This window comes from Promicromonospora thailandica (genome assembly GCF_024171955.1).
Classification (GTDB): domain Bacteria; phylum Actinomycetota; class Actinomycetes; order Actinomycetales; family Cellulomonadaceae; genus Promicromonospora; species Promicromonospora thailandica.
Genome location: NZ_JAMTCS010000005.1, coordinates 111,016 through 134,957 on the forward strand (window position 1 = coordinate 111,016; position 23,942 = coordinate 134,957).

16 protein-coding genes are annotated in these 23,942 nt (G+C 72.2%); 8 read left to right on the plus strand and 8 right to left on the minus strand.

All coding sequences use genetic code 11. The annotated features are described in order from the left end of the window. Position 1: 1 nt before the first annotated feature. Together APR03_RS09315 and APR03_RS09320 are read left to right on the plus strand one after the other, a co-directional pair. Positions 2-790, plus strand: coding sequence for a serine hydrolase (locus APR03_RS09315; RefSeq protein WP_253834994.1), 789 nt, complete (start codon positions 2-4; stop codon positions 788-790). 205 nt (positions 791-995) lie between these two features. Then, the gene (locus tag APR03_RS09320) at positions 996-2,642 is read left to right on the plus strand and encodes an AMP-binding protein (RefSeq protein ID WP_253835003.1); all 1,647 of its coding nucleotides are present in this window, start codon (positions 996-998) and stop codon (positions 2,640-2,642) included. Positions 2,643-2,762: 120 nt separating this feature from the next. Here APR03_RS09320 and APR03_RS09325 read toward each other — a convergent pair whose 3' ends face one another. Continuing rightward, positions 2,763-4,019, minus strand: a complete 1,257-nt coding sequence (locus APR03_RS09325) for a kynureninase (RefSeq protein WP_372494817.1) — start codon at positions 4,017-4,019, stop codon at positions 2,763-2,765. 290 nt (positions 4,020-4,309) lie between these two features. Here APR03_RS09325 and APR03_RS09330 point away from each other — a divergent pair, with 290 nt between their 5' ends. Then, a complete protein-coding gene (locus APR03_RS09330; protein WP_253835005.1) occupies positions 4,310-7,597 on the plus strand; it encodes a discoidin domain-containing protein in 3,288 nt (1,095 codons plus the stop codon). Positions 7,598-7,702: 105 nt separating this feature from the next. On the opposite strand, the gene APR03_RS09335 is transcribed toward APR03_RS09330, so the two are convergent. From APR03_RS09335 to mfd, 7 genes are all read right to left on the minus strand, one after another. Beyond that, the gene (locus tag APR03_RS09335) at positions 7,703-8,566 is read right to left on the minus strand and encodes an amidohydrolase family protein (RefSeq protein WP_253835007.1); all 864 of its coding nucleotides are present in this window, start codon (positions 8,564-8,566) and stop codon (positions 7,703-7,705) included. Next, positions 8,559-9,419 carry a tryptophan 2,3-dioxygenase gene (gene kynA, locus APR03_RS09340; RefSeq protein WP_253835009.1) on the minus strand — a complete coding sequence of 287 codons (861 nt, stop codon included), beginning with the start codon at positions 9,417-9,419 and terminating at the stop codon, positions 8,559-8,561. Before kynA ends, APR03_RS09335 begins: the two co-directional genes overlap by 8 nt. Before the next feature lie 21 nt (positions 9,420-9,440). Continuing rightward, positions 9,441-10,631 (minus strand): type II toxin-antitoxin system HipA family toxin, encoded by a 1,191-nt coding sequence (locus APR03_RS09345; RefSeq protein WP_253835011.1) that lies wholly within the window; start codon positions 10,629-10,631, stop codon positions 9,441-9,443. 77 nt (positions 10,632-10,708) lie between these two features. Continuing rightward, complete coding sequence (locus APR03_RS09350; RefSeq protein WP_253835013.1) at positions 10,709-11,011, minus strand: helix-turn-helix transcriptional regulator; 303 nt, start codon at positions 11,009-11,011, stop codon at positions 10,709-10,711. Between the two features lie 158 nt (positions 11,012-11,169). Beyond that, entirely contained in the window at positions 11,170-12,102 is a 933-nt protein-coding gene (locus APR03_RS09355; RefSeq protein WP_253835015.1) for an ABC transporter substrate-binding protein, read from the minus strand. A gap of 1,035 nt (positions 12,103-13,137) precedes the next feature. Further along, positions 13,138-13,572 carry a peptidoglycan-binding domain-containing protein gene (locus APR03_RS25435; RefSeq protein ID WP_372494826.1) on the minus strand — a complete coding sequence of 145 codons (435 nt, stop codon included), beginning with the start codon at positions 13,570-13,572 and terminating at the stop codon, positions 13,138-13,140. Positions 13,573-13,816: 244 nt separating this feature from the next. After that, the gene (gene mfd / locus APR03_RS09360; protein ID WP_253835017.1) at positions 13,817-17,416 is read right to left on the minus strand and encodes a transcription-repair coupling factor; all 3,600 of its coding nucleotides are present in this window, start codon (positions 17,414-17,416) and stop codon (positions 13,817-13,819) included. Between the two features lie 168 nt (positions 17,417-17,584). Between mfd and APR03_RS09365 the strand changes: the two genes are divergently transcribed. The 5 genes from APR03_RS09365 (at position 17,585) to APR03_RS09385 (ending at position 23,942) form a co-directional block, all read left to right on the plus strand. Next, a complete protein-coding gene (locus APR03_RS09365) occupies positions 17,585-18,664 on the plus strand; it encodes an acyltransferase family protein (RefSeq protein WP_253835019.1) in 1,080 nt (359 codons plus the stop codon). Between the two features lie 320 nt (positions 18,665-18,984). Further along, the gene (locus tag APR03_RS09370; protein WP_253835021.1) at positions 18,985-20,604 is read left to right on the plus strand and encodes an amidohydrolase family protein; all 1,620 of its coding nucleotides are present in this window, start codon (positions 18,985-18,987) and stop codon (positions 20,602-20,604) included. 85 nt (positions 20,605-20,689) lie between these two features. Beyond that, the gene (locus APR03_RS09375; protein WP_253835023.1) at positions 20,690-22,105 is read left to right on the plus strand and encodes an MFS transporter; all 1,416 of its coding nucleotides are present in this window, start codon (positions 20,690-20,692) and stop codon (positions 22,103-22,105) included. Then, positions 22,102-23,169, plus strand: a complete 1,068-nt coding sequence (locus APR03_RS09380; RefSeq protein ID WP_253835025.1) for a hypothetical protein — start codon at positions 22,102-22,104, stop codon at positions 23,167-23,169. The genes APR03_RS09375 and APR03_RS09380 overlap by 4 nt, the downstream gene beginning before the upstream one ends. Before the next feature lie 5 nt (positions 23,170-23,174). Next, positions 23,175-23,942: a hypothetical protein gene (locus APR03_RS09385; RefSeq protein ID WP_253835027.1), complete on the plus strand. Its 768-nt coding sequence runs from the start codon at positions 23,175-23,177 to the stop codon at positions 23,940-23,942.

Here is a 23,942-nt window from a genome sequence, read left to right on the forward strand (position 1 = left end):
CATGGTGTCCACAGGCACGCACAGCGACGGCATCCCGGTGGTGGCGTACCGGGTGGCCCGGGCGTCGGGCGAGGTGCTCGCCGCCCGGCAGGACGACCTCGACTTCTACGCGGCCTCGACGGTGAAGCTCGCGGTGCTGGCCGCGGCGGCCCGCGCGCTCGACGCCGGGGCGGCACGGATCGACGAGACCCTGCTCGCCACGCGCACCTTCACGTCGCAGGTCCCGGGCGCGGGCGAGTACACGATCGAGCCCGACGACGTCGACACCGGCCTGCCCCCCGACGGCACCCCGATGCCGCTGGCCGACGTCGTCGACCGGATGGTCACCGTCTCCTCGAACGAGGCGACCAACATGGTGGCCGAGCGGGTCGGCCTCGCCGCGGTCAACCAGGTGCTCGCGGACGCCGGGGCCGCCCGCTCGACGTTCGGCCGCAAGTACTCCGACCTGGCGGCGGAGCAGGCCGGGGCGTCGCACCGCACCACGGCGGCCGACCTCTGCCGGCTCATGTCGGCCGTGGTGACCGGCCGCCTCGCGAGCCCCGAGCGCACGGCGTGGATGTGCGAGCTGCTGGGCCGGCAGACCGACCGGCAGCTCACGGCCGGGCTGCCCGCCGGCGTCCCCTTCGGGTCCAAGTCGGGCTGGGTGGACGGCATCCGGCACGACGTCGCCTTCGTGGGCGAGCCCGGCCCGGACGCCCTGGTGGTCGCGGTGTGCACCCGCGGCTACGACGAGCCGGCGGCGGAGGAGACCTTGAGAGCGCTGGGCGCTCTGGCGGTCGCGCTGGCCTGACCGCGGCCACCGCCGTCCGCTCTTCGACCCCCTCCTCTCCTTCGAGACCGAGCTTGCTTCGCTTTCAAGCCCACCACAGCGAAGCAACCTCGGTCTCGAAGCGGATCGGGCTGGGGTCCGACCCGCACCCGGGGGTTGCCTCTTTCGCCCGTTTCCTATTGAATGCGACTGCAATAGCCGCGAGCCACAGGGGGCGTGCGACGTGATGACCGACACCGCAAGGACGCGGGACGACGGACCGGCACAGGTCGAGCGCCGGCAGACGCTGCTCAACCAGGGCTACCACCTCGTCCGGTCGGGAGTGCTGGCCCCGGGCCCGCGCGTGCACCGGGACCTGGGCGCCATCTGGCAGCTGCTCACCTGGGGGCCTTCGATCGCGGGCGGCTACCGCGCCAGCACGGTCCGCGCGCCCGAGCAGACCGCGTTCGTCGACGAGCAGCGCAGCGCGACCTTCCGCGAGCTCGACGAGCGCACCGACCGTCTGGCCAACGCCCTGCGCGACCTCGGCGTCGGCCCGCGCACGCCCGTCGCGCTGCTGTGCCGCAACCACGGCGGCCTCGTCGAGTCCATGGTGGCGCTGGCCAAGCTCGGGGCGACCACGCTGCTGCTCAACTCGGGCCTGTCGCCGGCGCAGGTGTCGGCGGTCGTCGCGGAGCAGCGGCCCGCCCTGCTGCTCGCCGACCAGGAGTTCCTGGACCGCTGCCCGGACCTGCCCGAGGACCTGGAGGTCCGCAGCACCTGGGCCGACGACGGCGCCTCCGGCCTGGCCGGGCTCGTCGCCGCGGGCACCGCCGCACGGGTGCCCGTCCCGGACCGGCCCGGCCGCACCGTCGTCATGACGTCGGGGACCACGAGCACCCCCAAGGGCGCCCGCCGCCCGCACCCGCACGGCCTGAGCGAGGCGGCCTCGCTGCTGTCGGTCATCCCGCTGCGCACCGGCGACCGGATGATGATCACCACGCCGATCTTCCACACCTGGGGGCTGGCCGCGCTGCAGCTGGGCATGGCGTTGCACGCCGAGCTCGTGCTGCCCCGCCGGTTCGACCCCGAGGAGACGCTCCGCACCATCGCCGAGCAGCGCGTGACCGCGCTGGTCGCGGTGCCGGTCATGCTGCAGCGCATCCTCGACCTGCCCGCGCACGTCAAGGCCCGGCACGACACGTCGTCGCTCCGCGTGGTCGCCTACTCCGGCTCGGCCATGCCTGCCGACCAGGTGACCCGGTTCCTCGACGAGTTCGGCCCGGTGCTGTACGGCCTGTACGGCTCCACCGAGGCCTCGTGGGCCTCCATCTCCACGCCCGCGGACCTGGCCGCCGAGCCGACGACGGCGGGCCGCCCGCCCCTGGGCACCCGCATCGGCATCCTGGACGACGACGGCCGGCCCGTGCCGCGCGGCGCCGTCGGCCAGATCTGCGTGGGCAACGGCATGCTGTTCGAGGGGTACACCAACGGCACGGGCAAGCCGATGTTCGGCGACCTCATGGCCACCGGCGACCGTGGCCGGCTCGACGCCGAGGGCCGCCTCTTCGTGCTGGGCCGCGCCGACGACATGATCGTCTCGGGCGGCGAGAACGTCTTCCCCCGCCCGGTCGAGGACGCGATCGCGGCGCTGCCCGAGGTCGCCGACGTGGCGGTGCTCGGCGTGCCCGACGAGCGGTTCGGCCACCGGTTCGCGGCGTACGTGGTGCTGCACGCCGGCGCGGCCCTGACCGCCGAGGCCCTGGTCGACCGGCTCCGGGGCACCCTCCCGCGCTTCTCGCTGCCCCGCGACGTGCACTTCCTCGACGTCCTGCCCCGCAACCCGACGGGCAAGGTGGTCCGCCGCGAGCTCCCGGGCGCCGACGGCCCCTGACGCGACCCCGCCGGGCCCCCGGCCCACCCCGCCCGGATCACCTTCGAGACCGAGGTTTCTTCGCTGTGCGGGCCTCCAGAGGCAAGCAACCTCGGTCTCGAAGGTGATGGACGGCCGGCGTCAGCCCAGGAGGTCGCGGATCGTCCACAGGCCCAGCGCGACCTCCGTGAAGCTCGTGCTCAGCGGCGACAGGCCCACGCGCAGGCCCTGCGGCGGGCGGAAGTCCGGGATCACGCCCCGTTCCCACGCCTGCGCGACGACCCGCCGGAAGTCCGGGTGGTCCAGCATGACGTGACTCCCCCGGCGCTCCGGGTCGCGGGGCGAGGCCACGCGGACTCCCGGCAGGTACTCGTCCGCGACGTCCATGGCGAACCCGGTCAGGGCCAGCGACTTGGCGCGCACCGCCGGCATGCCCGCCTGCTCGATCAGCGCGAGCATGTCGCGCATCGGCAGCATCCCGACCACGGGCGGCGTGCCGCTGACGAGCTGCCGGATCCCCGGCGCCGGCTCGTACCCGGGGCCCATCGCGAACGGGTCGGCGGACCCCATCCAGCCCTGGACCGGCTGGCGCACCTCGTGCTGCAGGCCGGCGGCCAGGTAGGCGAACGCGGGCGAGCCCGGCCCGCCGTTGAGGTACTTGTAGGTGCAGCCGACGGCGATGTCCACGCCGTCGGCGTCCAGGCTCAGCGGTACCGAGCCCGCCGAGTGGCACAGGTCCCAGAGCACGAGCGCCCCGGCGTCGTGCGCGATCCGGGTGATCGCGGGCAGGTCGGCCACGTAGCCGGACTTGTACGCGATGTGGCTGAGCAGCACGAGCGCGGTGTCCGGGCCGACGGCGGCCGCGACCTCCTGCGGCGTGACGCCCGCCTCGGGGTCGGGCGTGATCCAGCGCAGCTCCATGCCGCGCTCGGCCGCGATGCCCTCCAGGACGAAGCGGTCCGTGGGGAAGTTCTCGGTGTCGGCCACGATCACGCCCCGGCCCGGACGCGCTGCGACGGCGGCGCGGGCCAGCTTGTACAGCAGCACGGTCGTCGAGTCGGCGACGACGGTCTGCCCCGGCGCGGCGCCCAGGACCACGCGGCCAAGGGCGTCGCCGAGCTCGGTGGGCGCGTCCATCCAGCCCTCGTCCCACGAGCGGATCAGGCGCGCGGCCCACGGTCCGTCCACGAACGACGCCAGCCGGTCGCGGCTGGCGGCCAGCGGCCGGCCCAGCGAGTTGCCGTCGAGGTAGGCGATCAGCCCCTCGCTCGGGGCGAAGAGGTCGCGGTGGTGCGCCAGCGGGTCGGCGGCGTCGAGGGCCGCGGCGCGGTCGCGCAGTGCGGCGGGCAGGTTCGCGAGAAGGTCGGCCTGGTGGGCCTGCGGGGCGGTGTCGGTCACGAGAGCTCCTGGTCGTTCGGGTCGGGCCGAGCGTACGTGCTGCCCGCACGGTGCCGTCAGGACCCTTGACGCCCCGGGAGCCCGTCAGTAATGTCCGAGCCATCCGCACGCAAGAACTCGACAAGAGCCTGCGCGATTATCTACAACCGCACAGCAAGTAGCCCACGCACCTGGTGACGACACCCGTCGACGACGACGGGAGATCGGGGACGACGATGTTCCGCTCCGCTGCACCACACCGCGCGCACGCCCGCGTGCGCAGACCCGGACGTGCACCCGCACTCCTGTCCGTGCTCACCGCGACCGCCCTGACGGCGGCGGCCCTCGTGCCGGTGACCGCCGCCGCCGCGCCCGTCGTCCTCTCCGCGGGTGCCGCCGCGGCGGCGAGCAGCAGCAACGCGCCCTACCTGGCCGACAACCTGACCGACGGCAACCAGGCCACGTACTGGGAGTCGACCAACAACAGCCTGCCGCAGTGGGCCCAGGTCGACCTCGGCGCGGGTGCCACCGTCGAGGAGGTCGTGCTCAAGCTGCCCGCGGGGTGGGAGGCGCGCACGCAGACGCTCTCGATCCAGGCCGGAGCCGACGGGTCGTCCTTCACCACGCTGGCCGCGAGCGCCCAGCGTCGGTTCGACCCGGCGTCGGGCAACACGGTGACGATCGACGTGCCGGACACCGCAGCCCGGTACGTGCGGGTCGCGGTGACGGCGAACACGGGCTGGCCGGCCGGTCAGCTGTCCGAGCTGGAGGTGCGCGGCACGCGCGCGGGGCCCGGTCCCGAGGGGCCGGTCGAGGGCACCGACCTCGCGGCGGGTCGGCCGGCCGCGGCGTCGTCGACGGAGTGGACGTACGTCGCGGCCAACGCGACCGACGGCGACACGGCGACCTACTGGGAGGGTGCCGGTGGGCAGTACCCGAGCACGCTGGCGGTGACGCTGGAGTCGGCGGCCGAGCTGAGCGGCGTGGTCGTGAAGGTGCCCCCCGCCGCGGCGTGGGGTCCGCGCACGCAGACCTTCGAGGTGCAGGGCCGCACGGGGTCGGGGGACGCGTGGACGACGCTGGCGCCGTCGGCCGGGCACGCCTTCTCCCCCGCGACGGGCAACACGGTGACGGTGCCGGTCTCGGGCACCGCGCGCGAGGTGCGCCTGCGATTCACGGCGAACACGGGGTCGGGCAACGGCCAGGTCGCCGAGCTGCAGGTGTTCGGCCAGGCCGCACCGAACCCGAACCTCACGGTCACGGGCGTGAGCGCGGACCCTGCGTCCCCCACGGAGTCGGACGACGTCACCCTGTCGGCGACGGTGAAGAACATCGGCACGCGGGCGTCGGCGGCGACGGACGTGTCGTTCACGCTCGACGGCGACGAGGTGGGCACGGGCCAGGTGGGCGCGCTCGCCGCGGGCGCCGAGGCGACGGTGACGGCGGACGTCGGCTCGCGGGCCGCCGGCTCGTACGAGCTCGGCGCGGTCGTGGACGCGTCGGGCGGCGTGGCCGAGCAGTCGGAGGCGGACAACGGCTACACGCGGCCGGAGCCGCTGGTGGTCACGGAGGTCGCGAGCTCCGACCTGGTGCCGACCGTGACGTGGACCCCGACCACCCCGGCCGCGGGCGAGACCGTCACCTTCTCGGCGAACATCGCCAACCGGGGCACGCTCGCCACGTCGTCGGGCTCGCACGACCTGACCGTGGTGCTCCGGAGCAGTTCCGGCGCCGTAGTGCGCACCCTGACGGGCTCCGTCTCCGGCGTCATCGCAGCGGGCGGCACCAGCCAGAGCGTGAACCTGGGCACCTGGACCGCGGCCGACGGCTCCTTCGACGTCACCGTGACGGCGGCGGCCGACCCGACGGAGGTCGCGGCCAAGCGCGCCAACAACGAGGCGACCCGGTCCCTGTTCATCGGCCGCGGGGCGAACATGCCGTTCGACACCTACGAGGCGGAGGACGGCGTCGCGGGCGGCGGGGCGACCGCCGTCGGGCCGAACCGCGTGGTGGGCGACCTGGCGGGCGAGGCCTCCGGACGCCGGGCGGTCACGCTCGGCCAGACCGGCTCGTACGTGGAGTGGACCACGCGCGCCGCCACGAACTCGCTGGTGGTGCGGTTCTCCATGCCGGACGCCGCGGGCGGCGGCGGCACCAGCGGCTCGCTGGGCGTCTACGTCGACGGGCAGTTCGTCAAGAACATCGACCTGACCTCGCGGTACGCCTGGCTGTACGGCAATGAGGCGAGCCCGGGCAACCAGCCCGGCCAGGGCGCCCCGCGGCACATCTACGACGAGGCGAACGCGCTGCTCGGGCGGAACGTCCCGGCCGGGTCGACGATCCGCCTGCAGAAGACGGCGAGCAACCCGGGGCCGTACACGGTCGACTTCGTCGACCTGGAGCAGGTGAGCGCGCAGGCCAACCCGGACCCGGCGCGGTACATCCAGCCCGCGGGCTTCACGCACCAGGACGTGCAGAACGCGCTGGACCGGTTCCGGATGGACACGACCGGCACCCTCGCGGGCGTGTACCTGCCGGCGGGCGACTACCAGACCTCGAACAAGTTCCAGGTCTACGGCAAGGCCGTCGAGGTCGTGGGCGCCGGGCCGTGGTTCACGCGGTTCCACGCGCCGGCCGGCCAGGAGAACACCGACATCGGGTTCCGCGCGGAGTCCAGCGCCAACGGCTCGACGTTCCGCGGGTTCGCGTACTTCGGCAACTACACCTCGCGGATCGACGGCCCGGGCAAGGTGTTCGACTTCGCGAACGTCTCGGACATGACGATCGACGACATCTGGGTCGAGCACATGATCTGCATGTTCTGGGCGGCCAACATGGACGGGTCCGAGATCAAGAACTCGCGGATCCGGAACACGTTCGCCGACGCCCTGAACATGACCAACGGCAGCGCGAACAACCACGTGCACAACAACCAGGCACGCGGCACGGGCGACGACTCGTTCGCGCTGTTCGCGGCCACCGACGCCGGGGGCAGCGGCCAGCGGGGCAACGTGTTCGAGAACCTGACCTCCACGAACACCTGGCGGGCCGCCGGCCTGGCGGTCTACGGCGGGCAGGACAACACGTTCCGCAACATCTACATCGCCGACACGCTCGTGTACTCGGGCGTGACGATCAGCTCGCTGGACTTCGGGTACCCGATGGAAGGTTTCGGCCCGGCGCCGACCACCTTCGAGGGCATCTCCGTGGTGCGCTCCGGCGGGCACTTCTGGGGCGCGCAGGTGTTCCCGGCGGTGTGGCTGTTCTCGGCGTCGGAGGCGTTCCGGGCCATCCGGGTGAACGACCTCGACATCGTGGACCCGACGTACTCCGGGATCATGTTCCAGACCCAGTACGAGAACGGCGGTCCGGTGAACCCGATCCAGGACACGGTGTTCACCGACGTCTCGATCACGGGCGCCCAGCGCAGCGGTGACGAGTACGACGCGCGGTCGGGCTACGGCATCTGGGCCAACCCGATGCCGGAGGCGGGGCAGGGTCCGGCGGTCGGCTCGGCGACCTTCAACAACCTGACCCTGAGCAACAACTACCGCGACATCGTGAACGACACGACGACGTTCACGATCACCCGCAACTGACCCACCCCCCACCCCGCCGAGATAGAACCCTGGCGAAGTAGAACTGTGGCGAAGTAGAACTGTGGCGAAGTAGAACGCAGGCTCGCGTTCTACTTCGCTGCGGTTCTACTTCGCTGCGGTTCTACTTCGGCGGGATGTGCGGAGCCAGACGATCAGGTCCGCCGCCGTCTCCGGCACCGGCAGCGTCGCCGTCAGCGCCGGGGCGGACGGCGGGCCGAGCACCGTGCGCAGCAGCGGCTCCCCCGTGAGCCCCACCTCTCCGAGCAGCTCGATCTCGCGCTCATTCACCCCGACCGGCGTCGGACCGTTACCCATGTCCGTGCCGTAGACGAGCGTGCCGCCCGCCGCGGCGAAGCGCCGGGCGTTGTCGAGCGCCCGCTCCAGCGCCACCGGTCGGCCCGGCCCGTCGTGGATCGCCAGGGTCGAGATCCAGGTCATGTGGACCGCCCGCGCGATGACCTCGTCGGGCAGCGTCTCGGTCCACGGCACGTGCACCAGAACGTCCGCCCCTGCGTCGATCGCGCGGGTCACCTGCCCGGGTCCCTCTGCGTGCACGAGGACCGGCAGCCCGGCCGCGTGAGCCACCGAGGCCAGAGCCCGCAGCACGTCGTCCGGCAGCAGGGCCATTCCCGCGTGCAGGGCGACCTTGACCGCGAAGCCGCCCGCCGCGACGACGTCCGCCACCGCGGCCGCGGCGTCCTGCGGCGAGGTGACGGGCCGCACCGCGGCGTCCGGCGCCCACGACCGCCCGCTCGGGTAGCCGCCCGGCGCGGTGTGGAACGGCCCGGCGTACCGCACCCGTACGCCCGACGGCGGCGTGGTCGCCCAGGCGCGCACCTCGCCCGGGTCCCAGCCCAGGTCGTGCACCTCGACGACGGGACCGTCCGCCAGTCGTGCGGCGTCGACGAGACCCAGGTGCACGTGGCGGTCGACGACGCCGGGCAGCGTCACCGGGGCGGGATCACGCACCGAGCGGGCCGTCGATCTCGGTGCGCACCGCGATGAGCTCCGGGAAGAACGTCAGGTCCAGCGCGCGCTTGAGGAAGCCGACGCCGCTGGAGCCGCCCGTGCCCGTCTTGAAGCCGATGGTGCGCTGCACGGTGCGCAGGTGGCGGAAGCGCCAGAGCTGGAACGCGTCCTCGATGTCGACCAGGTCCTCGCACGCCTCGTAGAGCTCCCAGTGAGCGTGGGGGTCCTCGTAGATCGTCTTGAAGACGACGGTCAGCTCCGGGTGCTCGGTCCAGGCCTGCGTGACGTCGCGGTCTAGGATCTCGGCCGGAACCTTGTGCCCGCGCCGGGCCAGCAGGCGCAGGAACGCGTCGTACACGGTGGGCTCGTCCAGGAGCTGGGCGAGCTGCGCGTGCACCTCGGGCTTGTCCCGGAAGACCTGCAGCATCCCGGCGTTCTTGTTGCCGAGCAGGAACTCGACGGCGCGGTACTGGTGCGACTGGAAGCCCGAGGACTGACCCAGCGAGCCGCGGAACTCCGCGTACTCGCTCGGGGTGAGCGTGGCCAGCACCGACCACTGCTCCGTGATCGTGCGCTGGATGTGCTTCACGCGGGCCAGGCCCTTCAGGGCGCGGGACAGGTCGTCGGCGTCGAGGAACCGTCGCACGGCGCGCAGCTCGTGCACGACCAGCTTGAGCCAGAGCTCGGTGGTCTGGTGCTGGATGATGAAGAGCAGCTCGTCGTGGTGGGGCGGGTCGCTCATCGGATGCTGGGCCGACAGGAGCTCGTCCAGGCCCAGGTAGGAGCCGTAGTCCATCTCGTCGCGGAAGTCCGTGCGGATGGAGGCCTCGATGGGTCGGGTGTTGCCGCTCATCTCCCGAGCGTATCTCCGCCCTCAGGCCGCCTGGGCCTCGTCGCGGTTCGGGTTCTCGAAGGCCTCCGCCATCAGCGCGATCTCCTCGTCCGGGAGCGACATGTCGCGCGCGATGCGGACCCAGCCCGACGTCGCCGTCGCCACCTCGGCGAGCACCCGGCGGGCGTCGTCCTGCCGCAGCCCGTACGAGTCAGCCGTGGCCAGCAGCACCCGCACGTCGCGGTCGATGCGGGACCCACCAGGGCGCAGCGGCGTGGACTCCGCGACGGCGAACGGGTTCGGGTTCACGTCGAACAGCGGCGACAGCGACCAGCCGTCCGGCCGGCGCAGGAACCCGTGGTTCTTCATGTGGTCGTCCACGTTCCGTACGAGCAGCGTGAACGCCACACGGCGGAACAGGTCGTGCCCGTCCGTGGCCGGCCGGCCCGAGTGGTCCGCCAGCGTCTCGGCGAGGGTCCGGTAGTCGATGACCTCGAAGAACGCCTTCTGCGTGAGGCTGTCGGCGGACAGGAAGCCGATGCGGCCGCCGTCCGGCCGCCGGTCGAACCGGCGGGTCAACAGGATGGACCGCGCTGGGCCCATGCGGTGCAGCCGCGCCACCGGCACCTCGATGCCGGCGTCGGAGGCCAGCCGCAGCGTCAGGTACTCCCACGCCTGCACGTCCCACCGGTCGCCGCTCTCGGGCAGCTTGGCCATCCACAGGTCGCCCTTGTCGTCCTTCACGGTCACCTTGGGCCGGGCGCCACCCATGGAGGTCCCGGCCGCGACCAGCAGCCGCACGTCGTGATCCGTCTCCCGGTGCTGCGCGACGGCGTCCGCGGCGTCCGTCAGCGCCGGCAGGGCCACCAGGTCGGGGACCTCAGCACGCGGCGGTCCCATGAAGGTCTTGCCCCCGTCCAGGGAGAAGCGCAGCGCGCCCAGGCGGGTCTCGTCCTGCACGCCGAGCAGGAAGTCCACCTCGGTGAGGGTCATGAACCCGCGGCCCTCCGCGCGCGCGGCGCGCCGCTCGGCGTTGAACAGGAGGGTGCGGCCCCACTGGTCCGGCTGGCAGTCGGCGAGGACGCCGAACAGCGGCCGGTCGCTGCCCGACGGGATGTTCCCAGGGCTGAGCGGCAGCTCGGGGCACAGGGCGTAGGCGCGCGGGTCGCGCAGGTACGCGGCGTCGTAGCGGAAGGTGCATCCCACCAGGGCTCCGCCCCGGTTGAGGTGCATGTCGAGGTCACCGGCGCGAACCTGGCCCCCGCCGGGTAGTTCGACCTCGACATGTATCGACAACGCGGCTCACTTCCTCAGCTCGGAACTCTTACCCGCTGCGGCAAGGCACGTTCCGCGTGGAACCTGCCCATCTCGGTCGTCAGCGGGTCGCTCGCGCCGACGACGGCGTCCGCCATGCCGAGCACTCGCAACACGGCAAACGTGTTCTCGAGGCTGACGGTTCCGGTGCCGGTCTCGATGGCGCGCAGCGTGGTGCGCGTGATGCCCGCGCGGTCGGCGACGAGCTGGGCCGTGAGGCCGTGAATCTTGCGCCAGGCGCGGACGTGGTCGCCGAGCGAGGCGAGGTCGCGCTGGGTACGGAGGGACGTTCTGGCCATGACTGCTCCTTTCGGTTACCAGGCTAGCCGACGCACCGCGTAATGGTCACTAGGGTGACCGTTATTCGTCGCCCGGCTCAGAGGAACCCTGCCACCGACAGCAGAACGGGCCGCCCCCACGGTGTGGGACGGCCCGTGTGCGTGACGTTCAGCGGGGGTTACTGCGGCACCTGGTTGTTGATCGTGGCCGTCTCCAGGGCGCCGGCCGAGAGGTCGTGCTCCTCCAGAATCTCGGCGTAGGTGCCGTCGTCGATCAGGCTCTGCAGTGCAGCCTGGTAGGCCCGCACCAGCTCGACGTCGCCCTTGAGGAACACGAAGCCCAGCGGCGACGGGTTGATGACCTCGGTGTTCGCCACCTCGAAGACGTCGCCGGAGCCGACCTGCCTCGCGTTGTAGGCACCCGTCGACCATTGGGTGAGCTCGGCGTCTGCCTTGCCTGCCTGGACCTGCGCGAGCGCGTCGGCGTCGGTGCCGAACTCAAGCACCTGCACCGGCTGAGCCCGGCACTCGGCTCCGTTCAGCGCAGCGAGCGCCTCCTGCTGGGTCGAGCCCGTCAGCACCGCTACGGGCCGACCGCACAGGTCCTTGAGTGTCTTGATCCCCTCAGGATTCCCAGCCGGGACCATGATGGCGTCGCTGTCGTTGTAGTAATCCACGAAGTCGTAGTCGATCTGCCGCTCGGCCGTATCTGACATGGCGGCAGCAATCGCATCGACGTTGCTCGCGTACAGCTCTCCCAGTAGCGACTTGAACGGCATGTCGCTGAACGTGTACTTCAGGCCCAACCGGTCCGAGGCGGCGTCGAACAGGTCGATCTCGAACCCGACGATGCGGCCGGCCTCGTTCGTGTACTCGAAGGGCGGGTAGCCCGACTCCGTACCGACCGTGATGCGCGTCGACTCCGCCCGCAGCTCACCGGGAAGCAGGGCGCGCAGGTCGTCGTGCACCTCGACCTCCTGCCCGTTGCCCTCCGCCGCTTGCGGCGATTCGAGCGAGCAGCCGGTCATCAGGGCTCCGAGCGCGGTTGCTGCCGCTACTGAGCCGATGACCGCACGCATGCAGTGTCCGAGAGCCATGCGGGGGTCCTCCACACAAAAAAAGACATGATGAGCGAGTTACGCGGGTGGAGCCTATACGGTCCTGGCGAGTTGCTGTGAATCCGAGTTTCACCTACGCCCACGGTGGGGGACGCGGTGAGGGTGGGCGCGTGACAAGGCGCTGGTGCCGACCATAGCCGCAGCCCCACATCCGCCAGAATCACCGCATCGATGAGGCCCCCACTCCAGCACCTCCACACCGTGCACCTGCAGTCTCCGTCTGGTCCTCAGCATCGAGACTAGCCATCGAAGTCTGAATCCTGCCCAGGCTGACGCAGCAACGACTACTCCAGAAGAGGAGATCGTTGCAGTCCGCATGTTCGCGGAGGTCCCGACAGTCGCTCGGTCCTCCGTGTTCGCGAGCGGCGGCGACGCCCACACCCGACAGAACGTGTAGCCGATCGTCGAGACGACGACCGGTGCACGAGTCGACACACAGGGCGCGCCTGACCACGTAAGCGGGTCCGGCACAGAGCGCGTCGCAGATATTCACGGAGGACGGTCGACACACCGCAACGGGCGGAGATCAGCACGTCAGGCGCCGGCGCCTCCGGCCCGCATGCAGTCCACCTCGCCGATGCCGGTTATCGGGTGCCCGAGGCGCCAACGCAGCGCGGGGCAGAGGCCGCACCACGACGGACTCTGGACGCGGAACGAGCTGTCCGCGACGGTTGCTCTGGCCACGTGACCACTAGGCCCTTCAGATCCCGGCTCTGAAGATTCTGGCCATGGCTGCAGCGGCGCGTTCCGACGAGATCAAGCGCTACTCGCTCGCAAGAACTTCCGGTCTGACCAGTACAGATATCACCTGTCCCGATTTAAAGGTAGAAACGTCACATAAATCGAATGTTCACGAAACATGAGATCGGACGCTGGAGCAGTCGTTGCGACGACATGAACGGCGCGGAGACACCACCTCTACCATTGGGTGAGCGGAATTACCCCGTCCACCCTCTGAAAAACGACTACGGCGGCGCCAAGACCCGAATAGGGATACCTGGCGCCGCCACGGAGAGACAGCGATCAAGCTCAGTCGAAGTAGCCCGAGCTGCCGCAACCGACACGGCCACCACCGCCGGGGTCCTCGCTCCACCTCACATGCATTGTGCTACGCGTTGTCGGACCGTACTCACCGTCCTGACTAAGACCATGGTAGGCCTGGACTTTCTTGAGAGCATTCAATGTGTCGTCACCGAAGAAGCCATCGATGCTAAAAGTGCCGCTCCACGAGATCCAGTCCCTATCGATATAGCACAACTTAATGTGCCTCTGCAGTGCAGAAACGGCCGGATTTGAATAGCTCCGGTCATAAGCCAGCCAGCACGTGGTGGTCGTTCCGCGGGCCGGCATCCGGTAGTACGCACCGTCGGTGTACACCTCGCGCATGGCGTTGCACTTCTCGTAGGCAGCAGGGGCTACTGTCGCCGATGCGTTTGGCACTGCGACCGCGACCATGCCAAACATAACAGCGAAAGCGAAAAAGAACGCCCCCAGCGCTGACTTCAGTGAACGAGCTCTAACTGTAGATTCCACAGACCCACCCCAGAATCACCATGCCGACTTTTTGTCGATCCGGACCGCAAGCTTTTCCCCCGTGGAGCGGTGGGTCAATATATCCGCCCTGGCGGAAATATGACGCATATTGCGGATGTCAGATATCCGCCAGGGTGATTTCTGAGGTTGGGTATTGACTCGCAGGCGCACCGGGTCACCGAACCCCGGTACCCACCTTCGCCGCAGCCCCCACGTCCGCCAGAATCACGGCGTCGATGAGGCTCCGCGCCCACTCCAGCACCTCCGTGCCGCGCAGCGGCCGTCCGCCGATCCGCGCCGTGGTCGGGAACGGCACCAGCACTGCCCGGATCCCGGGCTTGAGGATGGTCCCCGGGTAGAGCCGCTTGAGCCGAAGCTGTGCCGACTCCGGCAGGTTCACCGGCGCGAACCGGACGAACTTGCCCTGCGCCGTGACGTCCGTGAGCCCGGCCTTGCGCACGTGGTTGCGGAAGTCGGCGACGTGGAACAGCGCCCCCGCCACGTCGGGCAGGGCGCCGTACCGGTCGGTGAGCTCGGCGCGCACCTCGTCGAGCGCCGCCGGGTCCTGCGCGGTCGCGATCTTCTTGTACGCCTCGAGCCGCAGCCGCTCGGTGGCGATGTACGTCTCGGGCAGGTGCGCGTCGACGGGCAGCTCGATGGTGACCTCGGGCGCCTCCTCCTCGGCGTCCCCGCGGAACGCGGAGACCGCCTCGCCCACCATGCGCACGTAGAGGTCGAAGCCGACGCCGGCGATGTGTCCGGACTGCTCGCCGCCGAGCAGGTTGCCCGCGCCGCGGATCTCGAGGTCCTTCATCGCGATCTGCATGCCCGCGCCGAGGTCGGTGTGGGCGGCCATGGTGGCGAGCCGGTCGTGCGCCGTCTCGGTGAGGGGCTTCTCCGGCGGGTACAGGAAGTACGCGTACGCGCGCTCCCGGCCGCGCCCCACGCGCCCGCGGAGCTGGTGCAGCTGCGACAGGCCGAGCATGTCGGAGCGCTCCAGGATCAGGGTGTTGGCGTTGGAGATGTCCAGGCCGGTCTCGATGATCGTGGTGCAGACCAGCACGTCCAGCTCCTTCTCCCAGAAGGCGCGGATGACCTGGTCGAGCTGGTGCTCGCTCATCTTGCCGTGGGCCACGCCGATGCGGGCCTCGGGGACCAGCTCGTTGAGCCGGGCCGCGGCGCGCTCGATGGTCTCCACCTTGTTGTGCACGTAGAAGACCTGACCCTCGCGCAGCAGCTCGCGGCGCAGCGCGGCGGCGATCTGCTTCTCCTCGTAGGCGCCCACGTAGGTGAGCACGGGGTGCCGCTCCTCGGGGGGCGTGGCCAGCGTCGACATCTCGCGGATGCCGGTCACGGCCATCTCGAGCGTGCGCGGGATCGGCGTCGCGGACATCGCGAGCACGTCCACGTTGGTGCGCAGCTGCTTGAGCGTCTCCTTGTGCTCGACGCCGAACCGCTGCTCCTCGTCGATGACCACGAGCCCGAGGTCCTTGAACGCGACCGAGCCGGTGATGAGGCGGTGGGTGCCGATCACGATGTCGACGCTGCCGTCCTTCAGACCCTTGAGCGTCTCCTCGGACTCCTTGGCGGTCTGGAACCGGCTCAGCGCCCGGACGGTCACGGGGAACCCGGTGTACCGCTCGGAGAACGTCTCGTAGTGCTGCTGCACGAGCAGCGTCGTCGGCACCAGGACGGCGACCTGCTTGCCGTCCTGCACCGCCTTGAACGCGGCCCGGATGGCGATCTCCGTCTTGCCGTAGCCGACGTCGCCGCAGACCAGCCGGTCCATCGGCACCGGCTTCTCCATGTCGGCCTTGACCTCGTCGATCGTCGCGAGCTGGTCGGGCGTCTCGACGTACGCGAACGCGTCCTCCAGCTCGCGCTGCCACGGCGTGTCCGGGCCGTAGGCGTGCCCCTGGGTGGCCATGCGCGCGCTGTAGAGCCGGATCAGCTCGCTCGCGATCTCGCGGACGTGCTTGCGCGCCTTCGCCTTGGTGTTCTTCCAGTCGGCGCCGCCCATCTTGGACAGCGACGGCGACTCGCCGCCCGTGTACTTGGTGACCTGGTCGAGCTGGTCGGTGGGCACGAACAGCCGGTCACCCGGCTGGCCGCGCTTGCTGCTCGCGTACTCGATCACGAGGTACTCGCGCGTCGCCCGGTTGCCCCCGGTGCCCATGGTGCGCTGCGCCATCTCGACGAACCGGCCGACGCCGTGCTGCTCGTGCACCACGAAGTCCCCGGCCTTGAGCTGCAGCGGGTCGACGACGTTGCGCCGCCGGCTCGGCATCCGGCGCATGTCGCGCGTGCCCGAGCCGGCGCGCCCGGTGAGGTCCTGCTCGGAGAAGACGGCGAGCTGCAGCTCCGGCGCGACGAAACCCTTGCCGACGCCGCCCGCCAGCACGTGCACGATGCCGGGCTCCGGCTCGCTCTCCAGCGACACCGTCAGCCGCGCCGCGGTGCCCGCCGCCGAGAGCTGCTCGGTCATGCGCTTGGCGGGTCCGTGCCCCTCCGTGGTCAGCACGAGCCGCCAGCCGGCGACCTGCAGCCCGTGCACGTCGTCGAGCGCCCGCGCGAGGTCACCCCGGTACGACTCGACGTCGCGCGCGCTCACCACGAACGTCTCCGTGGCCGCCCCGGCGACGTCGGAGTCCGCGTCGGTGAGCTCCGTGTCCTGCGTGAACGACGAGAGGGTCCACCAGCCCAGGGCCCGGCGGGCCGCGATCTCGCGCACCTCGGCGAAGGTCTCGAAGGACGCCGCGGACAGGTCGATCGGAGCGGACCCGCCCGCGACGGCGCCGGTCCAGGCCGCGGCGAGGAACTCCTCGGTGGTCGCCACGAGGTCGTGCGCACGACGACGCACGCGCTCGGGCTCGTCCACCACCAGCAGGGCGTCGTCCGGCACGAGCTCCAGGACGGGGACCATCCGGTCCACCAGCACGGGCGCGAGCGACTCCATGCCCTCGACGGCGACACCCGCGGCGAGCTTGTCGAGCATCTCCACGGCGCCGGGCAGGCTCTCGACGAGGTCCGCCGCGCGCTGCCGGACGGCGTCGTCCAGGAGGATCTCCCGGCACGGCGGCGCCCACACGCCGTGCTCCGCGATCTCGAGGCTGCGCTGGTCGGCCACGGCGAACCAGCGGATCTCGGTGACCTCGTCGCCCCAGAACTCGCACCGCAGGGGGTGGTCCTCCGTGGGCGGGAAGACGTCGAGGATGCCGCCGCGCACCGCGAACTCGCCGCGCCGCTCCACCATGTCCACGCGCGTGTACGCGGCAGCGGTCAGGCGTTCGGCGACGTCGGTCAGGTCGGCGGTGGAGCCCGTGGCGAGCTGCACCGGCTCCAGCTCCCCCAGCCCCTCGACGACCGGCTGGAGCAGGGCGCGCACCGGCATCACCAGGATCCGGATCGCACCCGCCTGCCCGTGCCCCTCCTCGGGGTGCGCCAGCCGCCGGAACACGGCCAGCCGCCGCGCCACGGTGTCGGCGCGCGGGCTCAGCCGCTCGTGCGGCAGGGTCTCCCAGGAGGGCAGCACCGCGACGTCGTCGGCGTGCTCCTCGGGCAGGTAGCCCCGCAGGCTCGCCGCCAGGTCGTCCGCCTCGCGGCCGGTCGCCGTGACCACCACGAGCGGCCGCTGCTCGGCGGCCGCCACCAGCAGCGGCGGGCGGGCCCCGGCCGGGCCCACCACGTCCACGAAGCCACGCGCGCGGACGCGCTCGACAGCGGCGGACGCGCCGGGGTCGCGCAGGAGGGTGGGCAGGAGGCCGGTGAGGTTCATGGGATCTGTCCTTCGATGGCGCACGACGACGGGCCCACCACGGGCACGACCCGGGTAAGGGTCATGAGTGAGGGGCTGCGTCCAGGCTACTCCGGGCCACCGACACAGGCCGCTCGCCGTCCGGTCCGCGCACCCGGATGTCAGACCCGGCACGTACGATGACCGGCGATGTTCACCCCCTCCGGATCCCCGCGCCACGCCGGTGCGCCGGGCCCGGGGCGCGACGCCGCCGTCGGGCAGCCCGCCCCTGCCCGTCTCGCCTGGCCCGATGCCGCACGCGGCCTCGCCATCGGCCTCGTCGTGCTCTACCACGCCACCAACTGGACGTGGCAGACCGGGTACGAGGTCGGGGTGCTGCGTGAGATCAACGAGACGCTGCGCAGCCTGCGCATGCCCCTGTTCTTCACGGTGGCCGGCATGTTCGCCGGCAAGTGGGTCGCGGCGCCGTGGTCGCGCCTGGCGCGCGGCAAGCTGCTGTTCTTCGCGTGGGTGTTCGTGCTGTGGGAGCCGATCTCGCTGGTGGTCCGGCTGCTCACGGGCTACTACCAGGTGGCCGACGCCGACTGGGGCACCCTGGGCCACGACCTCGCGTGGTCGCTGCTCGTGCCCCGCTCCGAGCTCTGGTTCCTCTGGACGCTGGCGGTGTTCTTCGTGATCGCCCGCGTCCTGCGCCGGGTCCCCGTGGTCGCCCAGCTCCTGCTGGCCGCGGCCGTGGGCGCGTGGGCGCTGGCCGGCTGGGAGCCCGAGAGCATCGCGTGGCGCGGCACCGCGCAGTTCGCGCTGTTCTTCCTGGCCGGGTTGCACCTGCGCCCCCTGCTCGAACGGTTCGCGGCGCGGATCACCTGGTACTGGGCCGCCGCCGCGGTCGCGGTCTGGCTCGCGATCCAGGTCGTCGTGCGCCAGACCGGCGTGGCCGACGTGCCCGGGTTCTACCTGCTCGCGAACGTCGCGGGCGTGCCGGCCGGCGTCGCCGTGAGCGTGCTGCTCTCCCGGGTGCCGGGCGCGCTGGGCCTGCGCTGGCTCGGCGCGCGCACGCTGCCGGTGTTCGTCACCCACACCTCGGTGGTGCTCGCGCTGCTGTCGGTCCTGTGGCGCAACGCGATCTGGATACCGGCGCCGCAGTCGCAGTGGCTGCCGGTGGCGCTCTGGGCGGCGGCGGTCGGCGTCGGCCTGCTGCTCGGCGAGCTCGCCCCGCGCCTCGGCGCCCGCTGGCTGTTCGCACCGCCCCGCCGCCTCGCAGGCCGCTGACCGCCCGGCGCGGGGCTCCCCCGCCCGGCCCGAGCCTCGCCGACTCCCCCCGCCGGCCCTCCGCCGACTGCCGCCCGCCGCTACTCCCCTTCGAGACCGAGGTTGCTTCGCTTTGACGGGCCCCAAAGCGAAGCAACCTCGGTCTCGAAGAGGAGGGGGAGGGAGAGAGAAGAGAGGAGGGAGGGAAGGACGGGCGGCGGCCGGCCCAGGGCGGGCCAGAAGCCACCAGGGCGACATCTACCCCGTGGGCGATATTTCCTGTTACTGTCTTTCCCTCAGCAACGGCGACGGAGCCGGGGCGAGCGCCTGCGGGAGGTCTCGTGCGACGCATCAGACGGACGGCCCTGCTCCTCACCGTGCTGACCGCCGTCGGCCTCGGCGCGACGGCGGCGATCACGCCGGCAGCAGCCAGCGGCACCGACGCAGAGGTCGCCGTCACCGGCACCCCCTTCACCGACACCCGGCCCGACGGCACCGTGTACGGCCTCGTCGACGCGCACAGCCACCTGTTCATGCAGGACGGCATGGGTGGCGCCGCCGTCTGCGGCAAGGTCTTCTCGCCGCACGGCATCGAGACGGCGCTGCGCGACTGCCCGTCGCACGAGCCCCACGGCCTGGGCGCCCTGCTGGAGAACCTGACGCGGGACGGCTCGCCGATCGGCACGCACGACACGACCGGCTGGCCCACCTTTGCTGACTGGCCGGCCCACGACTCCCTCACGCACCAGCAGATGTACTACCGCTGGGTCGAGCGGGCGTGGCGGGGCGGGCAGCGCGTGCTGGTCAACGACCTGGTCACCAACGGCCTGCTCTGCTCGATCAACCCGGGCACCTACCAGAGCTGCGACGAGATGACCGCGATCCGCCTCCAGGCGCAGGACACCTACGACCTGCAGGCCTTCGTCGACGAGCAGCACGGCGGGCCGGGCCGGGGCTGGTTCCGGATCGTCACCACCAGCGAGCAGGCGCGGCAGGTGATCGAGGAGGGCAAGCTCGCCGTCGTGCTGGGCGTGGAGACGTCGGAGCCGTTCGGCTGCAAGCAGACCCTGCGCATCCCCGGCTGCACGCGGGCCGACATCGACGCGGGCCTCGACGAGCTCTACGACCTGGGCGTGCGGTCCATGTACCTGTGCCACAAGTTCGACAACGCGCTGTGCGGCGTGCGGTTCGACGAGGGGTCGCTCGGCACGGTCATCAACGCGGGCCAGTTCCTCTCGACGGGCACCTGGTGGGACGCGCGCTCCTGCCCCGCCGACCGGCCGCACGACAACAACCCGGGCAACGGCGAGCTCCCGCCGGAGCTCGAGGACGACCTGCCGCCCGTGCTGCCGCTCTACCCGCCGGGCACGCTGTGCAACACGCGTGGCCTGAGCAGCCTGGGCGAGTACGCCGTGCGCGGCATGATCGAGCGCACCATGATGATCGAGATCGACCACATGAGCGCGAAGGCCGCGGGCCGCACGCTCGAGATCCTGGAGGACGAGGACTACGCCGGCGTGCTGTCGACGCACTCCTGGATGGACGAGTCCTACCTCGACCGGCTCTACGCGCTCGGCGGCTTCGCCACGATCTACGGGCACGCCGCCCACGAGTTCGTCGCCGAGTACGAGCGGACGGCGCCCGTGCGCGAGCGGTACGGCGCGGGGATCGGCTTCGGCTTCGACATGAACGGCTTCGGCGGCACCCCGCCGCCGCGGGCCGACGGCGCCGCGGGAGTCACCTACCCGTTCCGCTCGTTCGACGGCGGCTCGCTGCTCGACCGGCAGACGACGGGCGAGCGCACCTGGGACGTCAACGTCGACGGCGTGGCGCACTACGGACTGGTGCCGGACTACGTGGAGGACCTGCGCCTCGTGGGCGGCCAGGGGCTGATCGACGACCTGTCCCGCGGTCCGGAGAGCTACCTGCGCACCTGGGCGGCCACGGAGGCGCACCGGTAGCCAGGGCTCCGGCGGCGGGTGAACTCGGCAGTTCACCCGCTTCCGGGCAGGTCGGTGCCGACGGCGTCGGCCTAGCCTGAACGACATGTCAGGGCTTGTCCGCGCCGTTCCGGGAGACGCCGGACAACCGATCCGCACCGCCCCGGAGGCCACCCCGCAGACCCCCGAGCCGCGGCCGCCCCGGCGGCCGGACGCCGCACGCCGCCGCGCGGGCCGGGTGCCCTCCACCGTCGTGACGCTCGGCGTGGTGAGCTTCCTGACCGACGTCTCGTCGGAGGCCGTCACCGCGATCCTGCCGCTGTACGTCACCGCGGCGCTGGGCCTGTCCGTGGTCGCCTACGGCGTGGTCGACGGGCTCGTGCAGGGCGCCGGCGCGCTGGTCCGGGTGGCGGGCGGCTGGGTGTCCGACCGCACCGACCGGCCGAAGTGGGTGGCCGCCGTCGGGTACGGCCTGTCCGCTCTGACGCGCGTCGGCCTGCTGTTCGCCACGGGTCTGCCCGCGATCGCGAGCCTGGTCGTCACGGACCGCGTGGGCAAGGGCGTGCGGACGGCGCCCCGTGACGCCCTCATCGCCGCGGCCGCGAACCCGCGCAACCTCGGGCGGTCCTTCGGGGTGCACCGCGCGCTGGACACGGCCGGCGCGGCGCTCGGCCCGCTCCTCGCGTTCGCGGTGCTGTGGGCCATCCCCGACGGGTGGACCACGATCTTCGTCATCTCCCTCGGTGCGGCCGTGCTCGGCGTGGGCGCACTGGTGCTGCTCGTCCCGGACCTGCGGCCCCGGCAGGCCGCGTGGCTGCGCGCGCACCGCACCCGCCAGGACCGCGGGCTGCCGAAGTGCAAGGGATGCACGTGCGACGCCCCCGGCGCCGCCGCCCTGACGGCCGGCGGCCGGCCGTTCTCGTGGAGCTTCCTGCGCGGCGGCGCGACCGTGCGGCTGCTGCTGGTCGCGGGCGTCCTCGGGCTCCTGACCGTGGGCGACGGCTTCGTCTACCTCGCCCTCCAGGACCGCGACGGGTTCGCCACGCAGTGGTTCCCCCTGCTGTACGTGGGCACCAACGCCGTGTACATGCTGCTCGCCGCGCCCGCCGGCCGCCTCGCCGACCGGCTCGGCCGCGCCCGGGTGCTGGTGTGGGGCCACGCCCTGCTGGCCGGCGCCTACGTCTGCGCGGCCGCGCCGTTCTCGGGCGCGGCCACCACCGTCACCGCCCTCGTGCTGCTCGGTGCTTTCTACGCGACCACCGACGGCGTGCTCTCTGCCCTGACCAGCGCCCTCGTGCCGACGGCGGTGCGCGGTACGGCGATCGGGACGGCCCAGACGGTCACGGCCGTGGCGCGCATGGCGGCCTCCGCCGGGTTCGGCGTGCTCTGGTACGCGACCGGGCGCGTGGACGCGCTCTGGATCGCGGCGGGCGCCCTGCTGGTCGCGGTGCCGGTCTGCGCGTACCTCGTGCGCGGCGGCCGCCTGGAGCCGGCGGCCCCGGCCGAGGAGACGACGGCGTGAGCGCCGACGACGCCCCCGCCCGCCTCGGCGACGACCGGGCCCAGAGGTCCGTCGTCCGCCGGAGGGCCGCGTTCGCGGTGCTGACCCTCGTGGTGCTGGCCGGGACGGTCTGGTACGGCGTGTCCGAGCTCCAGCGCGCCCGCGCCGAGCAGTCCGCGCCGAGCCAGGTCGACGTGGCCGACGGGATCCTGGACGCCCCGCACGTCCTGTTCCGCAGCACGGCGCCGGGCGACCTCTACGGTCACGCGGCCGCCGTCGCGCTCGACGACCTGTCCGGCCCGCGCGAGGTCACGTCCGTCGTCTGCGACCGGGTGTCCTCCGACGGCACGACGACGGTCTGCCTGCGCACCGACCGCGGCGTCGTCACCACCTACGAGGCCGAGGTGCTCGACGCCGCCTGGCGCACGACCGCCACGTGGCCGCTGCCCGGCATCCCCAGCCGGGCGCGCCTCTCGCCGGACGGCCTGGTAGCCACCACAGCCTTCGTGACCGGCCACTCCTACTCCCAGACGGGCTTCTCCACGGAGACGACGGTGCACCGCGTGGACGGCACCGACGTGTCCGGCAACCTGGAGGACTTCACGCTGCTGGCCGACGGCGAGCGCGTGGCTCCCGTCGACCGGAACGTGTGGGGCGTGACCTTCGTGGACGCCCGCCACTTCTACGCCACGGTGCAGTCCCGCTCGCTGGGCCACACGTGGCTCGTGCGCGGCGACCTCGAGGAGCGCACGCTCGTCACGGTGCTCGACGGCGTGGAGTGCCCCTCCCTGTCGCCCGACGGCACCCGGCTCGCGTTCAAGCACGACGCCGCGCCGGCCGGCTCGGCGACCGCCCACTGGACCCCGGCCGTGCTGGACCTGGCCTCCCTGGAGGTCACGGTGCTGGACGCCGAGGAGCGCAACGTCGACGACCAGATCACATGGCTGGACGACGCGACGCTGCTGTACGGGCTGGCCCGCGACGACGAGCCGGAGACCACCGACGTGTGGTCCCTGCCCGCCGACGGCACGGCCCCGCCCGAGGTCGCGATCCCGCAGGCCTGGTCCCCGAGCGTGGTGAGGTGAGGAACATGTCCCGTCCCCGGACGACACGACGCCGCGCGGCGGCACCGCTGCTGGCCGCCGCGCTCCTGCTGGGCCCGGCCCTGACCGCGTGCACCGCGGACGACCCGGCCCAGGCCGGGAGCACCGCTCCGGGCGGCGAGTCCGCCGGCACGACGGACGACGGAGACGCCGCCGCCGGCTCCGCGGGCAACGACACCCCGGGCAGCAGCGGCACGGGTGACAGCAGCGCGGGTGACCCCGGCACGGCCGACGGCGGGAGCGACACCCGCCCGGGCGGCGACGACACCGGCGCCGACGACGACACCGGCACGGCCGACGGCAGCGGCGGCCAGACCGGCGGCGACGGCAGCGAGGTGGTCCCGGCCGGTCCCGGGCGGGCGCCGAAGGGCGGCCTGGGCAGGGTGGAGATCCCCGCGGCGGGCCACCTGGACCGCGACCAGCCGACCGGCACCGCGGAGGGCCTCGTCGCGGGCTTCCCCGGCGACGTCGTGCTGGTCCCGGAGGACGCCACGGTGACGTCCAGCTCGGTGACCCGGTCGGAGCGCCGCTACCAGGTGACGCTCGAGGCCTCGGTGGACGGCGCGTGCGACCCGGCGGTGCTGGACCAGCGCTCCTGGTACACGACGGGCGGCTTCACGGAGACCGACGCCGCGTCGGGCCCGGACCGCACCACCGTCGAGCTCACACGCGCCGACGGCACGGTCCGCCTGGACGCCGCCGAGGCGCGGTCGGGCTGCACCCTGATCCTCCTGGCCGCCCTCACGCCCCGCTGA